Below are 23,857 nucleotides of genomic sequence, written 5' to 3' on the forward strand. Positions count from 1 at the left end.
GCATCCCCCTGGTTGAAACTTTTGTTTTCAGAGATCGAGAATGAACTCTGCGACGGCTTTTGTGACACTTGGGCAGACTGCATTGGCAAGCTGCTGCTGCTTGTGCATCAGGCCGCCGTCAGTGCCCGATGCCGTCCCTGCAAAGCGGAACCAGTCGGGAAAACTCTGCAGCCGTGCTGCTTCGCGAAGCGAAAGTCCTCGGTGCTGTGATGGATGGATGATCATGCTCTTGCGATAGTGGCCAATGGTTATTGCGGGTTCGCTCCAAGCCAGCCGCCTGTAAATGTTGCTGTGCGTGCGTTCCACATCGGCATAGTTGGTCATCAAGTCGCGCACCGCCTGCCAGTTCTGCCCTTGGCCAATGCCCTTGTAGCGCTCAATGACGTAGTCGGCGTGCCTTGAGGTGACGTGATCCCAGATGACGCCTTTGGGCGCGCCCGTGCGCATGGCTCGAAGGAAGGCGTTCTGCTGCAGGCGTGCTGAATCGTCTTGGTAGGGGCGTTCAGCCAAGTCGTCTCCGTTGCCGAGCTTGGGCAGGTCCGCGATTGCATCACGAACCGTCACAAAGGCCTTGCCTGTACCTGGGCCGTGGGTCGGTCTGGGAAAAGGTCCCCACTTGCCGAAGTCCTCCGGCGAATAGCCGACATCCTTGTGAATACCGAGTAGGAAAAACCGATTGCGATTCTGCGGGGCTCCATACCAAACAGCGTCCAGCAGCTTCGGAAACACGAGATACCCCATGTCCGCAAGCCGTTCCAGAACGTGCGCGGCAACGCTGAGGTCCGAGTCGGCCTCATCCCTGGGCGTCCAAAGGATTCCTTGAACGTTCTCCATCAGCAGCACTTTGGGTGCCATGTGAGACACGCAGTCTAGGAAGGCATCTACCAGACGATTGTTGGGATTGGAACTCGACCAGCTGTTTCGGTTTGCGCTAGAGAAACCCTGGCACGGCGGCCCGCCGATCAACACGTCAACGTCGCCACGTTCTTTAGCCATAGCTCCAAGCCGTGTTCTGACTTTGTCGGAACAAAGGTCCATCGGGGCATACTCTGCCGGCGTCGTATCGGCTCGGGTCAACCCGGCTTCTTCCATGAAGGCATGGTTCTGTTTCAGTGTCTGGGTGTAGATCGGATGGATCTCGGCTGATCCGGCAATACGGTAGCCGCGACCGCCCGACGCCTTTGCACTGAGGAAGCCAAGCCCCATGCCGCCGGCTCCCGCAAACAGCTCTACGATATTCAGCGTCTTCTTTTCAGCCGTCAGACGGTGTTTGAGCCGTGCAGGCCGATCGGGCAGTTGCAAATGCTGATTGGCTGCTTTGGCGTCGTGCCCAGCGGCGATCTTGCGGTTCGCCCGTACCAGTATGCCAAGCGTTGCTGATTTTTCTGATGTATCAGAGATGCGTGTGGGCGCTGCAACCACTGATCGCGTCCGCTTCGCCTTGCGGACTGCCAGCCTAACCCAGCGCGTCCATGCAAGCAGCTGCGCAAGCTTCTTGATCCCGTCTTCTAATTCCAGCGAGGTCATGCCGACAAGGATGCCGCGCTGATATCCCTTGATGCCGCCAATCGATAATGCGAAGCAAGTCAGGTCCGCAACGCCTCCAAAATCTACTTTGCCCAGATTGGCGGCGTAGCACTCGGAGTCGCCCGCAGGCTTACTTAGATTGACCTGCTGCCAACTCGCCGTTTCCACCCGATCCTTGGGGGGAGATGAACGGATACCGTCGCGAGCTCGTGCAAACTCAACCCGGCGGGTAGGATCGACTTCTACAACATAGTGCAGCCCGTTGCGGCCGCTTGCTTCCAAGCGTTCTACGAACTGTGCCGTGGCCACCGTGCGGAAGCTGCATACGACGACACCGCTGCGCACTTTTGCCTGTTCAAGGAGAGCCATGGCTGTATCTGCGCGCGAGGATTCCCCACCCAAATCCAGCTCCTGCTCGGCCGTAAGCACATCCCCGTTGAGGCGGTAAAGTCTCATGTGCTGTGCGCTGTTTTTTTTGCTTTGGGTGCGCAGGTGGCCCGCCACCTCTTCGAGGATCCAGATCGGTCCCAGATCGGCCGTCGCCGAACCAGCCCCCGCTAGCATCTGCGGTTCGAATGTGTGCGACGCAGTTGGCTCCGGCAAGTCAAACGTCACTGCACTCATGCTCCAGCCATCCGACGGGAGCGGGTAACAACCGCCGCTGGAAAGTGAAGAGGCAGTTGGTCCAAGGCAGGGAAACTGCTGACCCACGCGGCCTGCAGTTGCTCTGCGAATGGGCGCATAGGTACCAATATGGCTGGCGTATCAAGGTCTGGTTCTCGCGTTAGCAGACTCACTTCGCCGCGCTCGATGTCAACGAGAAGGCGCCGGTCTCCGAGCAAAGGCCAACTGGTATTGCGGCACAGGGAAAACAGGCTCGTCGAAGCGGTAGCCAGTGTCCCGACGCTGATGCCCATCACCCTGACCAGATGTCGCACCACCAGTAGCGCCAGCGCATCCCCAGGAGCAAAACATGGCGTATAGCCATTCAATCCAGAGAGCGGCGGCAGGACCTGGCGCCAGTGGCGCAGCGTCTGATCCGATAAATGCGCTACCTGAGCGACTTGTTGTGGGGTGAGCTTTAGCATGACCCTATTGTATTCCGCAATTATCTTGTTGTTAACAACAAGATAAACGGTTGCCGAGAATCTATACGCTGCGAAGCTTCAATCTGGAGGTTAGCGCTCGGCACTTTGGCTAGGGCATGACGGGCAGCGGTTTTTCGTCTTCGTACTTCACGGCAAAGATCCGCAGCAGAAACAAGCCGATGGTGATGAAGCAGCCGACGGTTTGCCCCAGCCTCATATCGCTGGCTGAGCTTGTGTTCATGCCAAACAGAACCAGCACGCCGAGAAGAAATAGGAGGACGATCGATGCCGACGTCATGACCTTGTCCCGCCAAAAGGGAGCGAACGACGGCTTCTTTCCCTTTTTGATGGCATTGCCGACCGCAAGAATTAGCTTGGCAGGCGCCAGCGCAGCAATCATCCCGTACCCAACACCCAAGATCATGACCACGCCGAAGGCGAGCGCGATCATGATGAGGATCATTGCGTCGCCGAGCGAGAGGCCGTCCGGCACGATCCGTTCCGACAGGCAGTAGCAAAACAGTATCCACACGCCCACCGCCAAGATGGCTTTCTGCGCGAGCGAGGCCAGGTCCTTGAGTCGGTCGAGCGTTTCCTTGTCGGGTAACTTCACAGGTATCTCCCAGTCGGAACCCCGCAATTGGTATCGGCCGCCCACAGACGATCTTTACGGGCCGGATGCACGGTTTTCAGCTTGATGAAGGTGCCGCAGCCCTGCCCGCGTCGCACCTGGAAACAGCACGCCGCACCCTGGGAGGCACGATGGGAACTCGTGCTAAATTGACAGGGGCCTTTGCAGCTTGCGGGTGAGGAGCCCGTCGCCGTGCGGCAAAACTATGCTTTTCCTCAGCGGCCAAACTATGGTTAACCGCACAGCGCGGTTATTTGTGCGCCAGATCGATTACGGCTTGATGATCGCTCATATGCTTAACTTCCCCATCGCGCCGTCACGTCGACGCGCGAACCGGTTACGGCGCGAACTCGCGAGATGAATTGCCCGGTATCGATATAGCCTCGCGCGACGGAACACGCCGACGACGTTGGAAGATCCCGACCGCACGAGCACATCCAGTTCGGTCTTCGCAACAGCGGTCGCTGGATTCCGTGGCTTATCCAAGATCAAGACAAGAAGATCGAAATAGCCAGCGGCGATTCCGCCACGCAAGTTCAGATATGGCGTCCGGTTGTTGAATGGAGATTTCGCCATCACCCCGGTCTTCGGCGTAGTCATGCACAATTGGTGCAATCTCGGTTTCGCCGCGAGCGTGTGAGACAGCCCCTATGGATCGTCTGGATGCCATGAAAGTCTTCGTCGCGACGCTGGACGAAGGAAGTCTTACCGGGGCCGGCCGGAAGACCGGCCGTTCCATAGCCGCGGTAAGTCGCGCCATCGCATTTCTTGAAGCCCGGGTGGGGGTGCCCTTGCTGCACCGGACTACACGGTCGATCAAGTTGAGCGAGGCGGGGGAGCGCTATGCCGTCGCGTGCCGGAAGCTGCTGGTGGAGCTGGAGGAGGCCGAGCGCAGCGCGGCCGGTGAGCGCTCCGTTCCCCGCGGCACACTGACTATCTCCGCCACTGTGTTCGCCGGAGCGGAGATCCTGCGGCCCATCGTCGACGCCTTCATGGACGAGTATCCCACCGTCAACGTGCGACTGTACCTGCTGGAGCGGCAGGTCAACCTGGTCGACGAGGGCATGGACCTGGCCTTGCGCATCACGCATCTGTCGGACTCCTCACTCGTGGCGCACAGGATCGGCGAGGTTCGCAGAGTGGTGGTGGCATCGCCGCGCTACCTGACGACCCATCCACGCATCGCCGAGCCAGCCGACCTGGGCAAACACCAGGTTATCGCCATGGACCACATGGGCCCGACCTCGTGGAGCTTTCCACCGCTTGAGGGATCGTCAGTGCCTCGATCCATTTCGATCACGCCTCGACTAGTCATCAATAACGTGCGTGCCGCTATTGCGTCGGCGGTGGAAGGTCATGGCGTGACCCGTCTGCTTGCCTATCACGTGGCACCGGAAATCAGGCAGGGTTTGCTCCAGGTCGTGCTGGCCGATGCGGAGCCGGCGCCCTTTCCCGTGCATATCATTTCTCCGTACGGGCGCCTCTCCGTGCCCAAGGTCCGTGCGTTTGTCGACTTCGCGCTTCCGCGCCTGCGCTCTCGCTTCGCGTCCCTGGCCAAGGAAGCAGCGACCCCGCCGGCCAAGGCGATTACAACGCGGCGCGCAAAAGTGTTTACCGCATAGCGGGGATTCGCTTATCGGCTGTGCACCCGTAGATTGATCGCGTCGGCAACGCAGGCTTATCTGCATCGCGCCGGACACCTCCATCATCTACGAGTGAATCAGAGAATGAACAGTCAACAGAAAGTGGCCGTGATTACCGGCGCATCGCAAGGTATCGGCGCAGGCCTCGTGAAGGCATTTGTCGACCGCAACTACCGGGTCATCGCCAATTCCCGTTCCATCAAGCCGTCCAGCGATCCCCATGTGATCGCCGTGCCTGGCGACATCGCCGACCGCGGCGTAGCCGAACGTGTCATTGCCGAAGCAATGTCGCGCTTCGGTCGTATCGATACGCTGGTCAACAATGCGGGCATCTTTATCGCCAAGCCGTTCACCGCGTATACGAAAGAAGACTACAGCGGCGTTCTGTCGGTCAATCTCGACGGCTTCTTCCACATCACCCAGCTCGCCATCGCCGAAATGGAAAAGCAAGGCAGCGGCCACGTGGTCAACATGACTGCGAGCCTGGTCGACAACGCGATCGAGGGCGTGCCGTCAGTGCTGGCCGCACTTACCAAGGGCGGCCTGAACGCGGCGACCAAGTCGCTGGCCATCGAATACGCCAAACGCGGGATCCGCGTAAACGCAGTAGCTCCGGGCATCATGAAAACGCCAATGCACGCGCCCGAAGCGTACGACGCGCTGGGCAGCATGCATCCGGTGGGACGCATGGGCGAAATTTCCGATATTGCCGAGGCGGTGATCTATCTCGATTCGGCCACCTTCGTCACGGGCGAGATTCTCCATGTCGACGGTGGTCAAAGCGCCGGCCATTAAAGCGCAACGGGATCTTGTTCTCATGAATTATTCCAAGGCGATATCCCGCCGAGAGGAGGTGCACGATGGCTAGTGGATACTGGGTCATGACATTTCGTTCGATTTCGGACCAGGCCGGCGTCGACAGATACGCGGCCGCCGCGGGGCCGGTCATCCGGGCTCAAGGTGGCCGGGTTCTAGCGGCCGGTGTGCCAACTTACACTTACGAGGCCGGCACGCTACAGCGCGTAGCCATCGTCGAGTTCAGCAGTCTCGAAGCAGCTGACGCCGCGTATCGCAGCCCCGAGTATCAGGCGGCGGTGCAGCACCTCGTGGGCGCAGCCGAACGTGACGTTCGCCTCGTTGAAGGTGCATAAGGCGAAGATTGCCCTTCGCTATTCCGTAATCGCACGGCAAAAGGGCGCCTTTCACCGTATTGTCCGCTGTCGAAAAGGTGTCGATGCATGCCACAGCGGGAACGAAGCGGAGCGCACTATGGGCGCCCCGCTCCGAGGCACGATTACTTTTTGCCGTGTGCCGCTTGCTCAATGAGCTTAGCGACAGCTCCCGGCTTCGAGACATAGATGGCATGGCTGCCAGGAACTTCTACGACCGTAGCGCAACCAAGAACTTGGTGCCTAGTCTTTACTCAATCTCCTTGAGGGTGGAACCCACCCGGTGGAATGAGCTGATTGAATCGCAAGCACCGAAAGGGAAAAATGCCAGGCCCTCTGTTTAGCATCAAACACTCCGATGGGCGCGACATGTCTGGCCGCTCACTTGTCGATACCATGAGCACATGCTTTGGACAGGGGTTCCCATGACGAAAACGAGCGCTCCAGCGACCGACGCACTGCAAGTTCTTCAGGTTCGATGGGTATTCGGCAGCGTTACGGCGGCATTGCGGCAACAGCTCGTGGGGTTCTGGTTGCAGGAAGGCGCGCTGACGAGTGCGGACGAAGCGTGGCGCCGCTCGTGGGAGGTCGCGTGTGTTCTTCAGGAAGGAGACGGCGGTCGCATCGCCGGTGTCTGCACGGTCGCGGTCCACATGGACGAGCATGAACGATCTTACGGCTTTGTCCGCATATTCATTCGTACGGGCAGCCGCGCGGTCGGCTTGAATGTTCGCCTGATGGAACGAATGATCGAGGGCTTCACGGCGCTCGCACGTGAACCTGGCGCGCCGCACCGCCTGGTCGCCACCATCGAGAACCGCAAGCTCGAGCGCCGGGCCGCGCAGAGAATTCTTGCACGGTTGGGCTTTGTGCATGTTGGAACAGCGCCGAATGGCGAGCTCGTCATGCAGCGTGGCCTGACGTAACTCTGTCGGTGAAAGCTGGGCATTGGCGGCAGTGAGCGGTGGTGATCCGGCTTCCTGCCATCTGCAACCAACCCGCTGAGCTCAGGTAGACGAGTCCAACGCCAGATGGAAGGGCAACGCGCCGACAATTCCTGCCAGCGCGACGCCAGTCCTGAGTGTTTTTCCTCTAGCATCCAGGGCAACATCATCAGCGAAACGCGGGTCGCACCGTAGAGCAGCGCACACTTGCAGCTGGCGTCGCCACGCTCAGCCACCAACCATTTGACCCGAGGAGCTTGCGGGTGAATTTTTCAACATCTCGAGAAAAGCCCAGCCGTGCAGAAGCGGTGCGCGATACGCGTGACCGTGATGTGTTCGGCATCTTGCTGGTGTTGTATTCGCTGATCCTCTACCCGATTTTGCGCGCAGACCGCTACTACAACGACGATCTGAAGCGGGCGCTGGTCGGTCGTGCCGGCTGGGACTCCAATGGACGGCCGCTGACCACCCTGGTCATGCGCATGCTGCAGGGCTACGACCATGCGATGGTCGATATTTCGCCGCTGCCCCAGATCGGCGCCATCGCTCTGTTGGCCTGGGTCGGTGTGCTGATGGCGCGCAGATATTCGATCGGCTCGTCGTGGATGGCGGCGCTCGCGGCATTTCCGCTGGGAGCGCAACCGTTTTATCTGGAGAATCTTTCCTTCAAATTCGATGCGCTGAGCATGAGCCTTGCCATGCTCCTTGCCGTACTCCCGATGCTTCAGCTAAGTGATGGCCGGCGTGCTTGGTGGCTCGGTGTGCTGGCTCTCTGGGGAAGCCTTTGCTTCTATCAGCCGGCAATCAATGCCTACCTGGTGTTCGTGCTGGTCGAATGGGTATGCCTGCAGCTCCAACGGGAGCAGCCATCCCAGCTGACGAGGAAATTCATCGGGCGTTTCATGCAGTTCGGCATGGCCATGCTGCTTTACTACTTGCTCGTCGGCATTCATGTCAGCGGCTGGGTGAAGCACGCATCGGAGAGAATTCACGGATGGCGTGAGTTGCCGCTGCTGCTGACCAATTTTGTCGATTTCTACGGATACGTCGGAGCCAGTTTCAACGGGCATTGGTGGATGTATTTCGGTCCCTTGCTGGCTGTACTCGCCCTGTTTCCGGTCGTGGTCGGCATACGCTATGCGCTCGCCTTCCGCGCCGCGCAGCCGGCACCTGTCACGGTACTGCTTGGCCTTGCAGCCCTGTTCGTCCCGCTGGCCGCGCTGGTCGCGGCGCTCGGCCCGATGTTGCTGCTGCACAAGCCCGAAATCGGGCCGCGCGTATTGATGGGGCTTGGCGCCCTGCTGGCCGGAGCGCTGGTCGTGATGCAAGCGGCGTTGCACCAATGGCATGGCTCACGCAAATGGGCGGTTGCAGCGGCCTGCATGTTATCCCTGGGGATGTGCATTCTGGCCAGCGCTTACGGCAATGCGGCGACTGCCCAGAAGGATTACGAAGGCCGCATAGCCGGCAGATTGGCCGACGATCTCGCCCAGCTGAAGGCCAGCCGCGGGGTTCATGCCTTTGTGCTGGACGGTACGGCGGGTTACTCGCCGGTCACGGCGCACGTGATCGAACAGCTGCCGCTGGTTCGCGATCTGGTGCCGCAATACCTCACTTCGGACCATAGTTTTCAGGCACCGGACTTTCTTGCGTTCTACATCTCGGACATGACCAATCTGCAGGCACACGATGTAGCCGCCCCATCGCTCCTGCCGTCTTTGCACGCACGCACTTGCCTGATGCCAGCCGATATCGTCACCGCCCACTACCGCCTTTACGTCCTCGGCGACACCGCTGTGGTTCGGCTGCTGGCCCCCGGGGGGTCGCCCGAATGTATCGACGGAAAAGGGGATTGAAGAACAACCGTGAACACGGGCCATCGATGCGTGGAGTAGATTTCTCCAGGGCGCACTGACCAGCCTCGAGCTACCTATCGGGTCGGAAAGCCCGGCAAACGCCGCTCGAAGCCCCTATGCATCATCATGCCCAGATCGGAGTCCGCGCCGCACGCACGGCGCGAGCAACATTTCAACAAGCCTTGTGGGGACAAACTTTTGACCGCCGCCGAGAGTTCCGTACGACCATCGCTGATCTCCGTCGTCATGCCCGCTTATAACGAGGAAGATACTCTCGATCTCACGTTTCAGCGGCTGGAGCAGACCTTCGCCGGCACACCCTACGAATGGGAGCTCGTTCTTGTAAACGACGGCAGCGGGGACCATACCCTGCGGAAGGCCACCAGCTATCGGCCAACGACGTTTCGCATGGTCGTCGTGGATTTATCGCGACGCTTCGGCAAAGAGGCCGCCCTGAGCGCCGGCTTGCGCGCAGCCTCGGGCGATGCGGTGATTCCGCTTGATGCCGACTTACAGGATCCGCCGGAATTGCTGCTGGAAATGATCGCCCGCTGGGAGAACGGCGCCGAAGTGGTGGTTGCAAAGCGCTCGAACAGAATCTCGGACTCGTGGGGAAAGCGAGTCTCGGCCATGCTGTTCTATCGCACCTTCAACATGATCTCGGACATTCACATCCCGGAGAATGTGGGCGACTTCCGATTGATGGACCGGGCGGTCGTGAATGCCATCAACGACCTTCCCGAGAACCGGCGCTTCATGAAGGGACTGTTCGCCTGGGCCGGATTTCGTACCGAGGAAATGGAATACGTGCGTCCCCCGCGCGCAGCAGGACAGACCAAATTCAACGGCTTCCGGCTGGTGAGTCTGGCGGTCGAGGGCGTCACCTCGTTCTCGACGGCACCGCTCCGTCTGGTGACCTATGTGGGCGGCGGCGTGGCGATAGCGGCGATTCTCTACGGCGCATTTATCGTCATACGCACCCTGGTGTTCGGGATCGACCTGCCCGGTTTCGCTTCGGTGGTATCTCTCATCGCCTTTCTGTCCGGCATCCAGTTGCTGGGTCTCGGCGTGGTCGGCGAGTACGTCGGGCGAACTTATATCGAATCGAAATCGCGCCCTCCCTATGTCATTCGCAAGGTGTACCGATCCGATGCCGACTGACGGCCGCTCGCTCATGAGGCGCTACTTGCGGACCTTCTGGACCAGCAAGCTGACGAGCCACGGTATCGGAAGGCAGCTGGCCTTCTACTTCGTCGTCGGGATCACTCAACTTGTCATCGACTGGCTATGCTTTGTCATGCTGACCGCTTGGGGCATGCCGGTGGCTCCGGCAAACGTGATCGCGAGAGTCTTCGCTGCGGTGCTCGGGTTTACCGCGAACGGCACGGTTACCTTCAAGTCCAGGCTCCGACCCACCCATCTCGCTCGCTTCGTGGCGACGTGGATTCCCCTGACACTGGCGAACACGATAGTGATCTGGGCACTCGAGTCGGTTGGCGGGCTTCATCTCGCCTGGATTATCAAGCCGCTCGTCGATGCCTTGACCGCTGTCGCAGGATTCCTGGTGGCAAGACACTGGATTTTCCAGGCTCACCGGAAGCACCCTGAAGACGCGACGGATGGAAATTCCCCCGCAACAAAAGCCTGAAGCCAGTCGCGACCGGCGCGCGATTGGAGCCAGGGCCGATCGCATGCAAGCAGGAAATTCCAGACATTTCGATGGATGTCGTCAGTGTCGACGACCTCCACCCGACTTCGAGTAGCCATTCGCCTTTGAGTCAAACCGTCGCCGGTCCGCGGGGCACCGAAGGCCTCAGTGCAGCACTTTGAATGCGTGCGTCCACTCGTTGTGCAAGAGGCCAGGGATGCACCAGAGCATGCACAGCGGTTCGATCGCACGCGCCGCCTCGACACGGCCCATGTCCTCCGTATCCCAGCCAAGTTGATCCAGCAGCGCGCGTACGCTGGTCTTGGCTGCGTCGTCGTTGCCGCAGATGAACATGCCGGGACGCCCGTCTTTGAATACGGGGTTCACCATGCGCGCATTTCCAACCGAGCTGAATGCCTTGACGAAACGGGCTTGCGGGGCACGGCGCTGCAAGCGTTCCATCAACGAATCGTCCAGCGTGGTGAAGTAGCGCAGCACTCCGTGCTCGGGCGGCAAGTCCGCAATCGGGTTGCATGTATCCACGACCACCTTGCCCGCCAGGTTGGCGGTGCCGACGAGACTGACGACTTGCTCCGCCGCGCTGCCTTTGACGGCCAGAACGATCACTTCTCCGAAGCCAGCCGCCTCGTCAAAGCTCTTCACCGCGATTCCAGACTGATCGGCTGCCCACGTGGACAGCTTGGCTGGGTCGCGTGTGCCCACCACCACTTCGTGACCATGCTTGCGCAGACCGGCGGCCAGCGTCTGCGCCACAATTCCCGAACCCAATACACCAATCTTCATTGTCGTCTCCCTGAGTAGAGCGCTGCCCCCTTTTTGCGGATAGTAGAGTCAACGCCGTGAACTGCGCCGGGGCATAAGCGCAGAACGTGCTGCTTGGCGCTCAACCTTGTGTGAGTTTGACCGACCCATCCTTCCTGGTCGCTGGACAGCCTCAACTCAACTCATGGCTCACTACGCGATTCTTGCCGGCTCGTTTGGCTTCATACAAGGCGGCGTCGGCGGCGTCCAGGAGCGGGGCGTAGGATTCGCCGCGGCTTGGCACCGCCGTCGCCGCGCCGACGCTGACGGTGACGCACATCCCACTGGACGCATCAGGCAAAATCGAAAGGCCGCGGACGTTTGCGCAGATCTGATCGGCAACGCGCTTAGCACCTGCCTGCGATGTTGACGGCAGCACCATGGCAAACTCTTCGCCGCCGTATCGGGCCGCGAGGTCGGCCGGGCGATGCGCGCATTGTTGCATCACCTTGGCGACCTGCTTCAACACTTCGTCCCCGGCGAGGTGGCCGCAGGTGTCGTTGTACAGCTTGAAGTCGTCGACGTCGATCATGAGGATCGAGAAGTCTTCGCGATCGCGAACGGCGCGACGCCACTCGGCTTCCAGGTACGCGTCCAGATTGCGGCGATTGCTGAGCCCAGTGAGACCGTCGACGTCGCTCAGCCGACGCAACGCCTCGTTTATCTGCATCAGTTGCTGCTGGTTTTCGCGCAACGCGCGGTAGGCCGCGTCGCGCTGCAGCTGATTAATGTAGGCCCGCGAGTGATGACGGATGCGCGCGATCAGTTCGATGTTCTCCGGGAGCTTGACCAGGTAGTCGACGGCGCCGGTCGCGAACGCCAGGCTCTTTACGGCGGCGTCTTCCTTGCTGGACAGCACGATGATCGGAACATGCCGGAGCGCCGGATGCATCTGGTAGACATGGATCAGGGTCATGCCGTCGACGTCGGGCATGACCAGGTCCTGCATGATCACCGTGGGCCTCAGCGCCGCGGCCATGGCGACGGCTTCGCCGCCGACGCCGCAGTAGTGGAATTCGATATCCGGTTCGTTCGCGACCGCCCGGCGAACGGCTTCGCCGATGATGGCCTGGTCATCGACCAGGAATACGACAATCCGGCCGTCGTTCACGGATGTCTCGACGGTTGCAGGGAGAGCGATTGAACCTGGCGAGATCATTTGGGCATGCTCCTCGAGTTGACTGCAAAGACGTCCTGCAGCCTGGACGCGATCTTTTCGATCGGCAGGATGTCGACCGCAGCGCCGAGCTCGGCGGCGGCCTTCGGCATTCCGTAAACGGCGCTGCTCGCCTGGTCCTGGGCGATCGTGTGGTGACCCTTCAAACGCAACGCCTTGAGACCGGCGGCGCCGTCGCGTCCCATGCCAGTGAGCAGCACGCCGATCGCCTGTCCCGGCCACGACGCGTTGATGCTTTCAAAGAACACATCGACCGAGGGACAATAGGAAAGGTCAGCCGGTTCACGGGTGTAGCCCAGGCAGCCATCGGCGTTGACAACCAGGTGCTCGTGGGCGCACGCCAACAACACCGTTCCCGCCGTCGGGCAGTCGCCCGGCCGCGCCAGGCGAACCGGCCAGGTGGACGAGCGGCTGAGCCAATCCGCCATGCCTTGGGTGAACTGCTCGTCGATGTGTTGGATCACCACGATCGCTGCCGGGAACGTCGCCGGCAACGCCCCCAGTACTTTCGCCACGGCAGGCGGCCCCCCCGCCGAAGCACCGATCGCCACCAGCCGATTTGCGGTCGGTGGGCGGCCGGCGGGTTTACGTGCCGTCTTGTTCGGCCGGTCGCCGATCAACCGGCCGATCATGTCGATTTTTGAGAGCAGTGGCGCGGCGTTGTCCGCGCCATCGCCCAGCACCGGCATGTCGGTGGCGTCGATAGCACCGTGGCCCACAGCCTCGAACACCAGCGGCGCGTTGTCCCTGACGCTGGCGGTCACGATCAGCACGGCGCAGGGCGTGTTGGCCATGATCTGCCGAGTGGCCTCGACTCCGTCCATGCCGGGCATCAGCAGATCCATCAGCACCAGGTCGGGCCGGTTCTCGGCGCAGCGCGCAACGGCTTCATTCCCGTCTGTCGCCGACCACAGGATCGTGTGCTCGGGCCGCTGCGCCAACGCGCGCCGCAACGCTTCCAGCGCCATGGCAAGGTCATTGACGATGCCGATCTTCATGCCGTCGCCTCACCGATGAGGTCGACCACCGCCTGCAGCAAGGCGTCCTCGTGGAAACTGCTCTTGGTCAGGTAGAAGTCGGCGCCGGCATCCAGCCCGCGGCGCCGATCCTCTTCGCGGTCCTTGTACGACACCACCATGACCGGCACATCACGCAAGCGGGTGTCATTCTTGATGAGGCCGACCAGCTCGATGCCGTCCATGCGCGGCATGTCGATGTCGGTGACGACGAGATCGAACTGACCCAGGCGCACCGCGTTCCATCCGTCCACGCCGTCGACCGCGACCTCGACGGCGTAACCGCCGTTCTCGATCAGCTTGCGTTGCAGCTCACGCACGGTAAGCGAGTCGTCCACCACCAGAACTCGTTTGCGCGCCACCTCTGCGACACCCTCGTCGTAGCGCACGCTGGCCAGATGCCCGGTCGATACCAGCCGTTCGACCGACTGGATCAGATCGTCCACATCGACGATGAGCAGCGGCGATCCATCGTCGAGCAACGCGCCAGCGCTGATGTCCTTGATCTTGCCCAGACGCGGGTCCAGCGGCTGCACGACCAGCTCGAACACCCCGTGGAAGCGATCCACCGCCAACCCGTACTCGTGGCTGCGATTGCGGTCGCCGACCACGATGACCGACAGCTCCTCAGGTGCGGTTTTCGACTCGGTACCTTCCAGCACCTGCTGGGCAGCAACCAGGCCGATCTGGCGGCCGCTCAACTGGAAGTGTTGGCGACCCTCCAGCAGTTCCACTTCGGTTCGCGGCACCGTCGCCGTACAGACAATGTGGGCCAATGGGAACGCATAGGGTTCGCCTCCAATCTCGGTGACCAGGGCCTTCACGACCGAAGTTGTCAGCGGCAGATGCAACCGGAAGCGTGAACCCTGTCCGGCCTGGGACGACAAGCCCACGCTTCCACGCAACTGTTTGACCATGTTCTGCACGGCGTCCAGTCCGACGCCCCGGCCGGAGATCTCCGACACGGTGTCCTTGACCGTAAAGCCGGGCAGGAACAGGAACTCCAGCAGCTCGGCCTCAGCGAAGCGTTGCGCGGTCTGCTCGTCGGCCAGGCCGCGCGCGACGATCGCCCGCCGTACGCGCTCGATGGCGATGCCCTGGCCATCGTCGGAGACGCTGATCTCCAGCAGGCCGGCGATGTGGTGTGCCTCGATACACACATGGCCTTCGGCGGGCTTGCCGGCCGCGATCCGTTCCAGTGGTGTTTCGATGCCGTGATCGACGGCGTTGCGCAGCAGGTGGGTGAGCGGCGCCTTCAGCTTTTCCAGCACGTCGCGATCGACCTGGGCCGTCTCGCCGATGATTTCGAGGTGCGCCTCCTTGCCCAGCTCGCGCGCCAGATCCCGCACCATTCGCCGGAATTCCTGGGTGCCGTCGGCGAACGGCCGCATGCGGCTGGCCAGGGCTTCGTCGTAGAGTCGGTGCGCAACGCTTGCGTAGCGCCGATCGAACATATCGAGCTGCGTCATCCGGTCGGCGAGGACCCGCTGGCATTCGTCGATCTTGCCGCGGGCTTCCACCAAAATTTCCGTGGTGATCGGGTCGGCCGAGTGCGCCGACCAGGACTGGTTGAGACGGTCGAGCGCGGTTGCAGCGTCGCGCTGAAGCTGCTTGAGCTGCATCAACGAGCGAATGAAAGGCTCGAGCCAACGCGACTGGACCAGCGATTCGCCTGCCAGTCCAAGCATGCGGTTGAGATTGCTCGCAGTGACCCGCAGCACGCGTTCCGCGACTTCATCGACAGCGGCGCCTGCGGCATCGGCCGGGGACGAAGCCCTGGGTGCAGTCGCTCCCTGCGTGTCGGTGCCGGCAGCCAACGCGTCCGCCAGTGCGGCCCGAAACTCTTCCGCTTCCGGCGACATCTCCTGTGTCCATCGCGCCGCGTCCTCCGTGGGCGTACCGGCGATGCGGCCGAGCAGATCGACGCCGCGCAGCAGCACATCGATCACATCGTGGCGCAGCGTCAGGCGCCCTTGCTGGGCTTCGACCAGACAGTCCTCCATCGCATGGGCGACGACGACGGCGGCCACCAGCCCGACGATGCGCGCCGCGCCTTTCAGGGAGTGCGCGGCGCGCATACAGGCTTCGAGTTCGGCGACGGAAGTGGGCACACGCTCCAGCGCGAGCAACCCGTCCGTCAGGACTTGTCCCTGCCCCTCCGTTTCCATGCGGAACAGATCATGCATCGAATAGTCGCTGAGGTTGCCTGTGCTCATCCCAGCCTCCGTCCCAGTGCGTGGAACAGCAACTCGGCATCGAGCAACCCCACCGTGTGATCACGCCAGGGCAGCAGGTCCGTAGTGAAACTGGCCACCGATTTGGCGACCGTGGCCGGCACGCTGCGCAAGCTGTCCGGATCGAAACGGTGGCTGCCGTGCACCTCGTCGGCCTCGAAGGCCAGGCGATGGCCTTGCATCGCCACTACCACCAGCCGTCGGCTCAACACGCTTTGACGAGCGCGCACCGGGCTGGCGGGCGTGCTGGACTGGAACAGCTGCTCCAAGGCGAGGCAAATCGTCAGTTGTCCTCGCACGTTCACAAGGCCACGCATCACACCCTCGCGTCGATGCGGCAACGTGTGAATCGCCCTTGTTTCCACGACTTCGTCGACCACCGATGAGGGCAATCCGAGCCACTCCGGGCCCAAACGAAAGATGAACGTCGACCGGGTGAGCAACTCCCGGCTCGCCGCTGTCTGTGCGACTTGCTTTGTCGCCTCACGTAGCTCGGCATCGTCGAGGCCACGATCGAGCAACTCGGCGACGAGAGAGGCAACGCTGCGTGCCGGTCGCGGGCTGGTCATGTCAGCTCGCCGCCTCGCCACAGCGCCGTGCGCGCAGACGCATTCGCTGGCCACCGGCTACATCGCCCTTGGCCTCCAGCAGCGATGCCAGATGCACCAGGGACTCCAAGTGATCGGGTTGCAAATACAGCGCCTTGCGGAAATGGTCTTCCGCGCGTGCGCGGTGCCCGGTCGCGCCGTGGATCAAACCCAGCAAATAAAGCGCCTGCGCCGATGGGCCGTGCGTGTTGAGATGCGCCTCGCCAGCCGCGGCCGCGTCGGCAAAGCGGCCGGCGTCGGCGAGTCGTTGCGCTTGCTCGAGATCGGATTCGACCACGGGCGGCGGGACTGCCGTCGTCGCGCGCTGCACCGCGCGCTTGGGCACGGCGGGCGCTGCCGCCTTCGAGCGTGCCGCTGCCGATCGCGCTGGTGGCAACGCATGCGGTACCGGCTGACTCGGCGGCCTTGTCTCGGGCTTACGAAACGCGAACGCCATCGGCATCTGAGCCGAGGCGAAGCCCAGGTTCAACATCAGACCTGTTTCGGCAGGGCCGACAAAGACCACCCCTTCGGCGCGCAGCAAACCCGACAACACGCCGACGGCGCGAACCTGGGTGTCTTCGTCGAAATAGATCAGCAGGTTCCGGCAAAAGATGGCGTCGTAAACCGCTTCGCCCTTCAGCACATCGAGAGCGAGGACGTTGCCCCATTCAAAGCGCACATGCTTGCGCACCGCCTCCGACAGCTGCCACTTGCCCGCGATGGATTCAAAATGACGCTCCCGGAATTCCAGGTCGTGGCCGCGGAACGAGTTGCTGCCGTACAGTCCGCGCCTCGCCTTGGCGAGCGCCTGTTCGCTGATATCGATGGCATCCACGCGCAGGCGCGCCGCGGGAAACCCCGCATCCAGCAAGGCCATCGCCATCGAGTAGGGCTCCTCCCCCGAACAGCAGGGCAGGCTCAGCAACCGCAGCTGGATGCTGTTGGGCTGCGCGGCGAGCCAATGGCCATCGAACACCCGGGCCAGCGCCGCGAACGCGTCGCGATCGCGGAAGAACCAGGTTTCCGGCACGATCACGGCTTCGATGAGCTCCTGCTGCTCGATCGCCGAGGCTCGTACGAAGTTCCAATACCCGGCAATGTCATGCAGCGCGCAGACCGCCATGCGGGTTTTGACCGCCCGCTCGACCACTGTTGGCCCGACGGTCGCCGAATCCAGCCCCATCGTTTCCTTGAGCCACACTTTGAAGTCGGTCCAAGGCATCAGCTGACGACCGGCTGATTGAACAGGAGATCGCGCACCCCGTCCGGGAGCAGTTGATCGATCTGCACCCACTGCACGATGCCGCGCGAATCCGTAGCGATCCGGCCCAGGTACGGCGCACCGTCGCTGCGCACACCGCTGGGTACGAACTCGGCGGGGTCGCGCACCAGCGTTTCCGACACGTTCTCCGCGATCAGCCCGAGCTGCGATGGGTCGCTGTCATCGATCGGGTACTCCACCACGATGATCCGTGTGCTGTGTCGCGGCTGTGCCGGCCGGCCGAGCGCCAATTGGCTCAAGTCGATCAGCGGCACCGGGGTGCCGTGATAGTCGAAGGCACCGGCCACCGCCACGGGCGCGCCCGGGATGGCCTTGGGAACCACCAGCGGCAGCACAGCGGCGACCTTCGCCGCCTCGATCGCGTAACGATCCTCCCCCAGTTGGAATAGAAGGAACAGCATGCCGTCGCTCTCTCTGTGCGGCTTCACCCCGGCGATGTCCGGACCGTTATTGCTTCCCCTACGCCTGCAGCTTGAACTTCGAGACACCGTCGCGCAGCCCCGAGCTGACCTGGTGCAGCTCGCCGACCGCCTGGTTCGACTGTCGCAAGGCATCGACCGTCTGCTGCGCGGCTTCGCTCAGTTGCGCCAGCGCCTGGGTGATTTGTTCAGCACCGGTGGCTTGCGCCTGCACGCCTTCATTGACGGACTCGAAGCGCGGCACCATCGCCTGCACGTGCTGTATCACTTGCGACAGTTGTTCGCCGACCCGGCGCACGTCGTTGGTGCCGCGACGGATCTCTTCGGAGAACTTGTCCATGCCCATGACGCCGGCCGACACCGCTGACTGGATCTCGCGCACCATCTGCTCGATGTCGAGCGTCGACACCGCGGTCTGGTCGGCCAGACGACGGATTTCGGTGGCCACCACCGAAAAGCCGCGACCGTATTCGCCGGCTTTCTCTGCTTCGATCGCGGCGTTGAGCGAGAGCAGATTAGTCTGGTCGGCCACCTTGGTGATGGCGGTGACGACTTGGCTGATATTGCCGGCCTTCTCGGTGAGGACGGCGAGCTTGGCGTTGATCGATGCGGTGGCTTCCATGACTCGGCTCATGGTCTCTTCCATCTGCACCAGCCCGGACTGGCCGTCGCTGGCGAGTGCGGCGGTCTGTTCCGCACCGGACGCTACCGCACTCATCGTGCGGACCAGCTCTTTGGAGGTGGCCGAGATTTCGCGCGAAGTCGCGCCGATCTCGGTGGTCGTGGCGGCAATCTCGGTGGCGGTGGCCTGCTGCTCGCGCAGCGTCGCGGCGATCTCGTTGATCGACGAATTGACCTGAATGCCGGAGGTCTGGACCTGCCCCACCAACGCCGACAAGTCGTTGCCCATGCGGTCGTAGCCCTGCGCCAGCACCCCGAATTCGTCCGTGCGCGCCAACGCCAGCCGCCCGCTGAAGTCGCCCTTGGCCATCACTTCCACGGCCCGACCGAGCAGGTGCAGCGGCTGGCTGATGGCCTTGAGCAGGTAAAAGCCGGTCAGAACCGCCAGCACGAGCGCGCCGAAGAGAGTCACCCAGATCACCCGGATGCCGGTTTCCGCGGCTGCCGCTGTCTTGGCGATACCTTCCGTGACGGCAAAGGCATCGCTGTGGTTGGTGTCTTCGATCCGCACGATGATCGCGTTGGCCTGCTCGAATGCCGGATCCATGCGAAGCCGCAGGAATTCGCGGGCCGCGTCGCTACGTGTTCTGCTCAGCCGAATCGCCTCGGGCAGCGCGGCGAGGTACAACGCGCTGGCTCGCTTCAATGCCTCGAAGTCCTTGCGCTCCTCGGCCGTGAAAATGGTCGCCTCGTAGCGGCCAAGCTCTGCATCGAAGGTGGCGCCGTTGGTGCGCAGCTGCTCCTCGATCCGGGTCATCGCGGCGTCGTCGGCGGCCAGCATGTGCGCTCGCAGCAACGACTGATTCGCCGCCCATTCGAATTGCAGCTGGTCGGCGGCATACATCCCCGGAAGAGCGTCTCGTTGCAGGATGCCCCCGTCCGCTTCAATACGAAGCAGCCGCTGGATGGCAATACCACCCATCAGCAGCATCACTGCGAGGATCACGGCAAAGCTCAGAAGAATCCGCTGGCGGATCGTAATGTTCATAGCTAGGCTCCCGGATTTCCCCGACCCCGGCGCCCTGCTTAACACATTATCCCGCTCAACGCATTAGATGTTTTGGATGGGCTCATCCTGCTGGCCGTGGCTTCCATGCGACGACGTTTGCGCGCGTAATATCTCCCGGTTCATGGACGGTACCCGTGAACACTTTCCACGACGGTGCCGGAAATAGGGTTCGGACCCGACCAATACCTGCTCTGGGTTGTGAAAACGGACGTCCCACGGGGCTGCAGGCCGCCCGATCAACTCAGCGAGGGCTCTCCTCTCATGCCAGCAATGGCCCAACTCCTCGAGCAGCGCATACTCCTCGCGACGCAACAATCGGCGCCGGGGAGTGTGCTGCGTGACCCTATCGAAAATGACCCATCGACAGCGCCGAAGGTCAAAGAGGCCGCCGCCGAAGCACAGCAATTGGCGCTGAAGATGGGGCGCGTCGGGAGGGGAAGCTGCCATTACCTCTGGGAGCAGCAAGCAAGGATTCTGATCGAGCGCCATGGCATCGCATGGTTCTCTCCCCTATCGATGAATCCAGGGATGAAATTCGACTAAAGATCGAGCGCGACACCAGCGTATTCAGAGGCGTCTTCATAATGATCGAGCACGCAGGGGAATAGATCGATGGGCACATCTGCCTGGGTACTGACGCTCTTCATCGCATGGGCACTCTTCCTGCTCGTGCTCATGGAGGCCATCCGCTCTTACCTGGTCCTCTCCGGGCGCGCCAGGTCCAATGAATTCAGGCCGGATAACGCGAACCAGTCTCTGTTTCTGCAACGGCTGGCGCGCGCGCACGCCAACTGCATCGAGAGCCTACCCATCATGGGGGGCCTTCTTCTCGTCGCGATCGCCACCAGCCGTACCGGGGTCACCGATGCGCTGGCCCCATGGCTTCTGCTTGCCCGTGTCGCCCAATCGGTCATCCATCTCGCTTCATTGAGCGTACTCGCGGTCAACGCTCGTTTCTTCTTCTTCGCGGTGCAAATGGTGATCGCGGTCTATTGGACGTGGGCTCTGCTTGTGCGGTAATTCGTGCGTTCACTGCATGCGCCATGACTACTCCATGTGTCGCCAAGTTTCAGACGCAGGGTGGGTGGAGCTCCGGTGCACGATGCGGATGCATCATCCTAGCGCGCCTGCTGCCGATGCGATCAGAACCAACCCGGCAAGAACGACGATCGCCCCGATGGCTCGAGCGACGCGCCCACTGGCCGGTGCAAGACGTTCGACGGTGATGGCTGCCGTCACGGCAGCCATCACACGCAGGTCCATGACCCCGATAACCAGAAGAATCGCCGTCAGGCCGACGCAGCAGTAGCCGCAGTGGAGGCCTAGGCGAATACCGTGTCGCCACGCCGTGCCGGCATTCGCCGGCAACGTTCGGCTACCCCTCGGTGCCTCCCGGCAACAGGCAAGGTGATGTGCCTTCCACGCCGTGAACTGGAGCGCGCCGGCGATCAGGACAACCACACCGATCGCGATCGGAACGGCTTGCGCCAGCGCCGGCAGCTGCATCTCGAGCGCCGCCAGTGTGGCGCCCAGCGCAAAGGCGGCCATGCCGAACGCGGTCCAGACGAAGAAATAACCCGCGCCCACGAGCACGGTCAGACTAGCCAGTCGCGTCTCGCCTATCCTGCCGACAGCCTGGCGATAGCGCCACAGCATGGGCAGCAGGGACGGCAGCATCATCGCCACCATCATCACCACCCACATGCCGAGGAACGATGACGCTACGCCGGGCCACGTCTGTCCGCACATCCGCATCCACGCCATCGACATGGTCCAGCCGCCGGGCATCGGCATCCCGCCCATCGCCGACATGGACGTGCACCAGGCGATCGTCACCGCCGCGCTGACGGCAAAGATCAGCGCCGAGACACCAAGAAACATCGGATGGGAAGCGCGCTCGGAAGCCATCGGTCGTGCCGTCTCCATATCCTCGGTTGTGCCGCCGCGATTTCGCTCAGCCCTTGTTGTATTCGTCGTGGCGACGGAACCAGGTGCCCGACTCGTTGCGCCCCCGGGGGGCGCGGTCGAGCCACTGGTACATGCCCCAGAGCCCGTCCACTCCGCGCGAATAAGTGGAATAGGTGTGATAGACCACGCCGTCTTCGAGCACGAACGCACTCAGGCCCGGCCGCTCGCGCGTGTACGCCGCCACGTCGGTTCCGGTGGTGGCCGCAATCTCGGCGACAGGGCCCTCGCCACGTTTCGTCAGCGAGTCGCCGATCCCGCTTTCCGCCCATGCCGGCTCGCGCCGGTAGTTGTATTCGATGGCTCCGATGCGCTGTTGCTCTCCGGTGAACGAAGCATGGAAGTCGAAGTTGAAATCGCTGCCCAGCGAGGACGCCCAGGGAAACGTCCATCCCATCCGCTGCTCGTACGCTTGCAGCATCGCCAGCGGCGCCCGCGACACCGCCATCAGCGTGACGTCATGGTTCGCCAGATGAACGACTGAACCGTCGAACCCGTCGGCGATGGCCGAGCAGGACGGACAGCCTGCCTTGTAGTCGGGCCCGAACATGAAGTGGTAGATGAGGAGCTGCGAGCGCCCCTGGAAGAGGTCGGCCAGCGAGGCGCTGCCTTCGGCCGTCTCGAATCGATAATCCTTGTCGATCCTCACCCACGGCAGCTCCTGCCGCCGCCGCGCCAGCTCGTCGCTTTGCCGCGTCAGCGCTTTCTCCGCCTCCAGCAGGTCAAGCCGCGCCGCCAGCCATGCCTCTCGAGTCCCGGTCATGTGCGTCGTCATCGTTCTTCTCCTTTATGTCGTGCCGTTCGCACCGTCTTTCGACAGGGTGCGCACTGGTTGATGGTCGTGAGATAGATTAGGGCTGGATATCCAACGGCGAGAGTGACAAATGTGGCGGGATTCAACAGGACTCGCTGAGACGGGCTCGCGCCGATGGACTCGCTGATCACAGCCGCGGCGCGCGCGCTGGCGGCCGGTGATCCGTTCGGCGCATTGAACCGGGTTGCCTTGCGCAACGACGCACCTGCGCTGGCGCTTCGAGGCATCGCGATGGCGCAGCTCGGCGATCTGGTTCGGGCGAAGGCGCTCATGCGCAGCGCAGCGCGCGCCTTCGGCTCGAAAGAGCCCATGGCCCGCGCGCGGTGTATCGTCGCCGAGGCCGAGATCGCGCTGGTCTCGCGCGACCTGGGCTGGCCGGCGAAGGCGCTCGACGCCGCGCGGGTGACGCTGGAAGCGCATGGCGATAGTGTGAACGCCGCGCATGCGCGCTATCTCGAAGTCCGACATCTGCTCTTGATCGGGCACCTCGACGAGGCCGAGCACAGGCTCGCCGAGCGCGATCCCCCGCACCTCCCGCCCGCGTTGCAGGCAGCCCGCGAACTGCTCGTCGCGGGAATCGCGATGCGCCGCCTGCGGACGAAGGAGGCGCGCGATGCGCTCGCCAATGCCGGGCGCGCCGCGCGCCAAGCCGGGATCCCTGCACTGACGTCGGAGGTCGAAAACGCATCGCTGGTCCTGAACACGCCTTCTGCTCGCCTGATGGTCCGTGGCAAGGAGCGGCTCCTGCTGCTCGAGGAAGTCGAGGCGTTATTGGCATCGAAGGCGCTTGTCGTGGACGCGTGCCGTCATGTCGTGCGCGACGCAGGCACAGTGATCCCGCTGGCACGACGCCCGGTATTGTTCGCGCTTGCGCGCATGCTGGGCGAAGCGTGGCCCGGCGACGTATCGAGGGACACGCTGGTCGCACGGGCGTTCCGGGCGAAGCGCGCCGACGAATCGCATCGCGCGCGGTTGCGCGTCGAAGTCGGGCGGCTACGCGCCATGCTGAGCCCGCTGGCCGATGTGAGCGCGACCAAGCATGGGTTCGCACTGGTGCCGCACCGTGCACGCGAGGTCGCGGTATTGATGCGGCCCGTCGAAGAGAAGCACGCGGCGGTGCTGGCCTTTCTGGCTGATGGCGAGTGGTGGTCGAGTTCGGCTCTGGCACTGGCGCTTGGAACCAGCCAGCGTACCGTGCAGCGCGCACTCGACGCACTGGCGGAGGCAGGCAAGGTACAGTCGTTGGGTCACGCGCGGGCTCGCCGCTGGATGACTCCGCCCGTGCTGGGATTCACGACGACCTTGTTACTCCCCACGCCGTTCCCTGGTGAGTAGGATGGAA

Annotated in this window: 24 protein-coding genes; 10 read left to right on the plus strand and 14 right to left on the minus strand. The window is 62.5% G+C overall.

The features are described 5' to 3' along the window. Positions 1–27: 27 nt before the first annotated feature. The 4 genes from BUA26_RS07765 to BUA26_RS20060 all read right to left on the minus strand — a co-directional run bounded on the left by BUA26_RS07765 (position 28) and on the right by BUA26_RS20060 (position 3,846). Complete coding sequence (locus BUA26_RS07765) at positions 28–2,151, minus strand: DNA cytosine methyltransferase (RefSeq protein ID WP_083572904.1); 2,124 nt, start codon at positions 2,149–2,151, stop codon at positions 28–30. Continuing rightward, positions 2,148–2,615, minus strand: coding sequence for a hypothetical protein (locus BUA26_RS20055; RefSeq protein WP_143154198.1), 468 nt, complete (start codon positions 2,613–2,615; stop codon positions 2,148–2,150). The genes BUA26_RS07765 and BUA26_RS20055 overlap by 4 nt, the downstream gene beginning before the upstream one ends. Before the next feature lie 109 nt (positions 2,616–2,724). Then, complete coding sequence (locus BUA26_RS07770; protein WP_143154199.1) at positions 2,725–3,228, minus strand: hypothetical protein; 504 nt, start codon at positions 3,226–3,228, stop codon at positions 2,725–2,727. Positions 3,229–3,534: 306 nt separating this feature from the next. Then, the gene (locus BUA26_RS20060; protein ID WP_143154200.1) at positions 3,535–3,846 is read right to left on the minus strand and encodes a hypothetical protein; all 312 of its coding nucleotides are present in this window, start codon (positions 3,844–3,846) and stop codon (positions 3,535–3,537) included. A 50-nt stretch (positions 3,847–3,896) separates the two neighbouring features. Between BUA26_RS20060 and BUA26_RS07775 the strand changes: the two genes are divergently transcribed. The 7 genes from BUA26_RS07775 to BUA26_RS07805 all read left to right on the plus strand — a co-directional run bounded on the left by BUA26_RS07775 (position 3,897) and on the right by BUA26_RS07805 (position 10,506). Continuing rightward, positions 3,897–4,868: a LysR family transcriptional regulator gene (locus BUA26_RS07775; RefSeq protein WP_072759295.1), complete on the plus strand. Its 972-nt coding sequence runs from the start codon at positions 3,897–3,899 to the stop codon at positions 4,866–4,868. A gap of 105 nt (positions 4,869–4,973) precedes the next feature. Then, positions 4,974–5,684, plus strand: a complete 711-nt coding sequence (locus tag BUA26_RS07780) for an SDR family NAD(P)-dependent oxidoreductase (RefSeq protein ID WP_072759297.1) — start codon at positions 4,974–4,976, stop codon at positions 5,682–5,684. A 65-nt stretch (positions 5,685–5,749) separates the two neighbouring features. Then, positions 5,750–6,040 (plus strand): DUF1330 domain-containing protein, encoded by a 291-nt coding sequence (locus BUA26_RS07785; RefSeq protein ID WP_072759299.1) that lies wholly within the window; start codon positions 5,750–5,752, stop codon positions 6,038–6,040. A gap of 443 nt (positions 6,041–6,483) precedes the next feature. Next, entirely contained in the window at positions 6,484–6,984 is a 501-nt protein-coding gene (locus tag BUA26_RS07790; RefSeq protein ID WP_072759301.1) for a GNAT family N-acetyltransferase, read from the plus strand. Positions 6,985–7,310: 326 nt separating this feature from the next. Next, complete coding sequence (locus BUA26_RS07795; protein WP_072759302.1) at positions 7,311–8,858, plus strand: glucosyltransferase domain-containing protein; 1,548 nt, start codon at positions 7,311–7,313, stop codon at positions 8,856–8,858. Between the two features lie 198 nt (positions 8,859–9,056). Then, positions 9,057–10,019, plus strand: a complete 963-nt coding sequence (locus BUA26_RS07800; protein ID WP_255368198.1) for a glycosyltransferase family 2 protein — start codon at positions 9,057–9,059, stop codon at positions 10,017–10,019. After that, positions 10,009–10,506, plus strand: coding sequence for a GtrA family protein (locus BUA26_RS07805; protein WP_178368553.1), 498 nt, complete (start codon positions 10,009–10,011; stop codon positions 10,504–10,506). The genes BUA26_RS07800 and BUA26_RS07805 overlap by 11 nt, the downstream gene beginning before the upstream one ends. A gap of 165 nt (positions 10,507–10,671) precedes the next feature. Here BUA26_RS07805 and BUA26_RS07810 read toward each other — a convergent pair whose 3' ends face one another. The 8 genes from BUA26_RS07810 to BUA26_RS07845 all read right to left on the minus strand — a co-directional run bounded on the left by BUA26_RS07810 (position 10,672) and on the right by BUA26_RS07845 (position 19,715). After that, positions 10,672–11,310, minus strand: coding sequence for an NADPH-dependent F420 reductase (locus BUA26_RS07810; protein WP_072759306.1), 639 nt, complete (start codon positions 11,308–11,310; stop codon positions 10,672–10,674). A gap of 151 nt (positions 11,311–11,461) precedes the next feature. Then, a complete protein-coding gene (locus tag BUA26_RS07815; RefSeq protein ID WP_255368199.1) occupies positions 11,462–12,439 on the minus strand; it encodes a GGDEF domain-containing response regulator in 978 nt (325 codons plus the stop codon). Positions 12,440–12,483: 44 nt separating this feature from the next. Next, the gene (locus BUA26_RS07820; RefSeq protein WP_072759310.1) at positions 12,484–13,503 is read right to left on the minus strand and encodes a chemotaxis response regulator protein-glutamate methylesterase; all 1,020 of its coding nucleotides are present in this window, start codon (positions 13,501–13,503) and stop codon (positions 12,484–12,486) included. Continuing rightward, positions 13,500–15,737, minus strand: coding sequence for a hybrid sensor histidine kinase/response regulator (locus BUA26_RS07825; protein WP_072759312.1), 2,238 nt, complete (start codon positions 15,735–15,737; stop codon positions 13,500–13,502). Before BUA26_RS07825 ends, BUA26_RS07820 begins: the two co-directional genes overlap by 4 nt. Continuing rightward, positions 15,734–16,324: a chemotaxis protein CheW gene (locus tag BUA26_RS07830; RefSeq protein WP_072759314.1), complete on the minus strand. Its 591-nt coding sequence runs from the start codon at positions 16,322–16,324 to the stop codon at positions 15,734–15,736. Before BUA26_RS07830 ends, BUA26_RS07825 begins: the two co-directional genes overlap by 4 nt. A gap of 1 nt (position 16,325) precedes the next feature. Further along, positions 16,326–17,567 (minus strand): CheR family methyltransferase, encoded by a 1,242-nt coding sequence (locus BUA26_RS07835; RefSeq protein ID WP_072759316.1) that lies wholly within the window; start codon positions 17,565–17,567, stop codon positions 16,326–16,328. Further along, positions 17,567–18,055, minus strand: a complete 489-nt coding sequence (locus tag BUA26_RS07840) for a chemotaxis protein CheW (RefSeq protein ID WP_218587784.1) — start codon at positions 18,053–18,055, stop codon at positions 17,567–17,569. Before BUA26_RS07840 ends, BUA26_RS07835 begins: the two co-directional genes overlap by 1 nt. Positions 18,056–18,086: 31 nt before the next feature. Further along, positions 18,087–19,715, minus strand: a complete 1,629-nt coding sequence (locus tag BUA26_RS07845) for a methyl-accepting chemotaxis protein (RefSeq protein ID WP_072759320.1) — start codon at positions 19,713–19,715, stop codon at positions 18,087–18,089. A 291-nt stretch (positions 19,716–20,006) separates the two neighbouring features. On the opposite strand from BUA26_RS07845, the gene BUA26_RS07850 reads away from it, so the two are divergent. After that, positions 20,007–20,279 carry a hypothetical protein gene (locus BUA26_RS07850; RefSeq protein ID WP_072759322.1) on the plus strand — a complete coding sequence of 91 codons (273 nt, stop codon included), beginning with the start codon at positions 20,007–20,009 and terminating at the stop codon, positions 20,277–20,279. Between the two features lie 69 nt (positions 20,280–20,348). Further along, on the plus strand, positions 20,349–20,756 hold the full coding sequence (locus BUA26_RS07855) for an MAPEG family protein (protein WP_072759324.1): 408 nt from the start codon (positions 20,349–20,351) through the stop codon (positions 20,754–20,756). 93 nt (positions 20,757–20,849) lie between these two features. On the opposite strand, the gene BUA26_RS07860 is transcribed toward BUA26_RS07855, so the two are convergent. Both BUA26_RS07860 and BUA26_RS07865 read right to left on the minus strand, forming a co-directional pair. Further along, the gene (locus BUA26_RS07860; RefSeq protein ID WP_072760173.1) at positions 20,850–21,644 is read right to left on the minus strand and encodes a DUF2182 domain-containing protein; all 795 of its coding nucleotides are present in this window, start codon (positions 21,642–21,644) and stop codon (positions 20,850–20,852) included. 46 nt (positions 21,645–21,690) lie between these two features. Beyond that, complete coding sequence (locus BUA26_RS07865) at positions 21,691–22,476, minus strand: DUF899 domain-containing protein (protein ID WP_072759326.1); 786 nt, start codon at positions 22,474–22,476, stop codon at positions 21,691–21,693. A gap of 153 nt (positions 22,477–22,629) precedes the next feature. Here BUA26_RS07865 and BUA26_RS07870 point away from each other — a divergent pair, with 153 nt between their 5' ends. Then, complete coding sequence (locus tag BUA26_RS07870) at positions 22,630–23,850, plus strand: helix-turn-helix domain-containing protein (protein WP_072759328.1); 1,221 nt, start codon at positions 22,630–22,632, stop codon at positions 23,848–23,850. The last annotated feature ends 7 nt before the right edge of the window (positions 23,851–23,857 follow it).

This window comes from Rhodanobacter sp. OK091, assembly GCF_900142825.1.
In the GTDB taxonomy this organism is placed as follows: domain Bacteria; phylum Pseudomonadota; class Gammaproteobacteria; order Xanthomonadales; family Rhodanobacteraceae; genus Rhodanobacter.

Coding starts and splice junctions, on each gene's coding strand:
- BUA26_RS07790 (WP_072759301.1), top strand. CDS start 6,484: ATGACGAAAACGAGCGCTCCAGCGACCGACGCACTGCAAGTTCTTCAG.
- BUA26_RS20055 (WP_143154198.1), bottom strand. CDS start 2,615: ATGCTAAAGCTCACCCCACAACAAGTCGCTCAGGTAGCGCATTTATCG.
- BUA26_RS07870 (WP_072759328.1), top strand. CDS start 22,630: ATGGACTCGCTGATCACAGCCGCGGCGCGCGCGCTGGCGGCCGGTGAT.
- BUA26_RS07775 (WP_072759295.1), top strand. CDS start 3,897: ATGGATCGTCTGGATGCCATGAAAGTCTTCGTCGCGACGCTGGACGAA.
- BUA26_RS07860 (WP_072760173.1), bottom strand. CDS start 21,644: ATGGCTTCCGAGCGCGCTTCCCATCCGATGTTTCTTGGTGTCTCGGCG.
- BUA26_RS07830 (WP_072759314.1), bottom strand. CDS start 16,324: ATGACCAGCCCGCGACCGGCACGCAGCGTTGCCTCTCTCGTCGCCGAG.
- BUA26_RS07780 (WP_072759297.1), top strand. CDS start 4,974: ATGAACAGTCAACAGAAAGTGGCCGTGATTACCGGCGCATCGCAAGGT.
- BUA26_RS07820 (WP_072759310.1), bottom strand. CDS start 13,503: ATGAAGATCGGCATCGTCAATGACCTTGCCATGGCGCTGGAAGCGTTG.
- BUA26_RS07785 (WP_072759299.1), top strand. CDS start 5,750: ATGGCTAGTGGATACTGGGTCATGACATTTCGTTCGATTTCGGACCAG.
- BUA26_RS07835 (WP_072759316.1), bottom strand. CDS start 17,567: ATGCCTTGGACCGACTTCAAAGTGTGGCTCAAGGAAACGATGGGGCTG.
- BUA26_RS07865 (WP_072759326.1), bottom strand. CDS start 22,476: ATGACGACGCACATGACCGGGACTCGAGAGGCATGGCTGGCGGCGCGG.
- BUA26_RS20060 (WP_143154200.1), bottom strand. CDS start 3,846: ATGACTACGCCGAAGACCGGGGTGATGGCGAAATCTCCATTCAACAAC.
- BUA26_RS07825 (WP_072759312.1), bottom strand. CDS start 15,737: ATGAGCACAGGCAACCTCAGCGACTATTCGATGCATGATCTGTTCCGC.
- BUA26_RS07805 (WP_178368553.1), top strand. CDS start 10,009: ATGCCGACTGACGGCCGCTCGCTCATGAGGCGCTACTTGCGGACCTTC.
- BUA26_RS07765 (WP_083572904.1), bottom strand. CDS start 2,151: ATGAGTGCAGTGACGTTTGACTTGCCGGAGCCAACTGCGTCGCACACA.
- BUA26_RS07810 (WP_072759306.1), bottom strand. CDS start 11,310: ATGAAGATTGGTGTATTGGGTTCGGGAATTGTGGCGCAGACGCTGGCC.
- BUA26_RS07855 (WP_072759324.1), top strand. CDS start 20,349: ATGGGCACATCTGCCTGGGTACTGACGCTCTTCATCGCATGGGCACTC.
- BUA26_RS07845 (WP_072759320.1), bottom strand. CDS start 19,715: ATGAACATTACGATCCGCCAGCGGATTCTTCTGAGCTTTGCCGTGATC.
- BUA26_RS07850 (WP_072759322.1), top strand. CDS start 20,007: ATGGCCCAACTCCTCGAGCAGCGCATACTCCTCGCGACGCAACAATCG.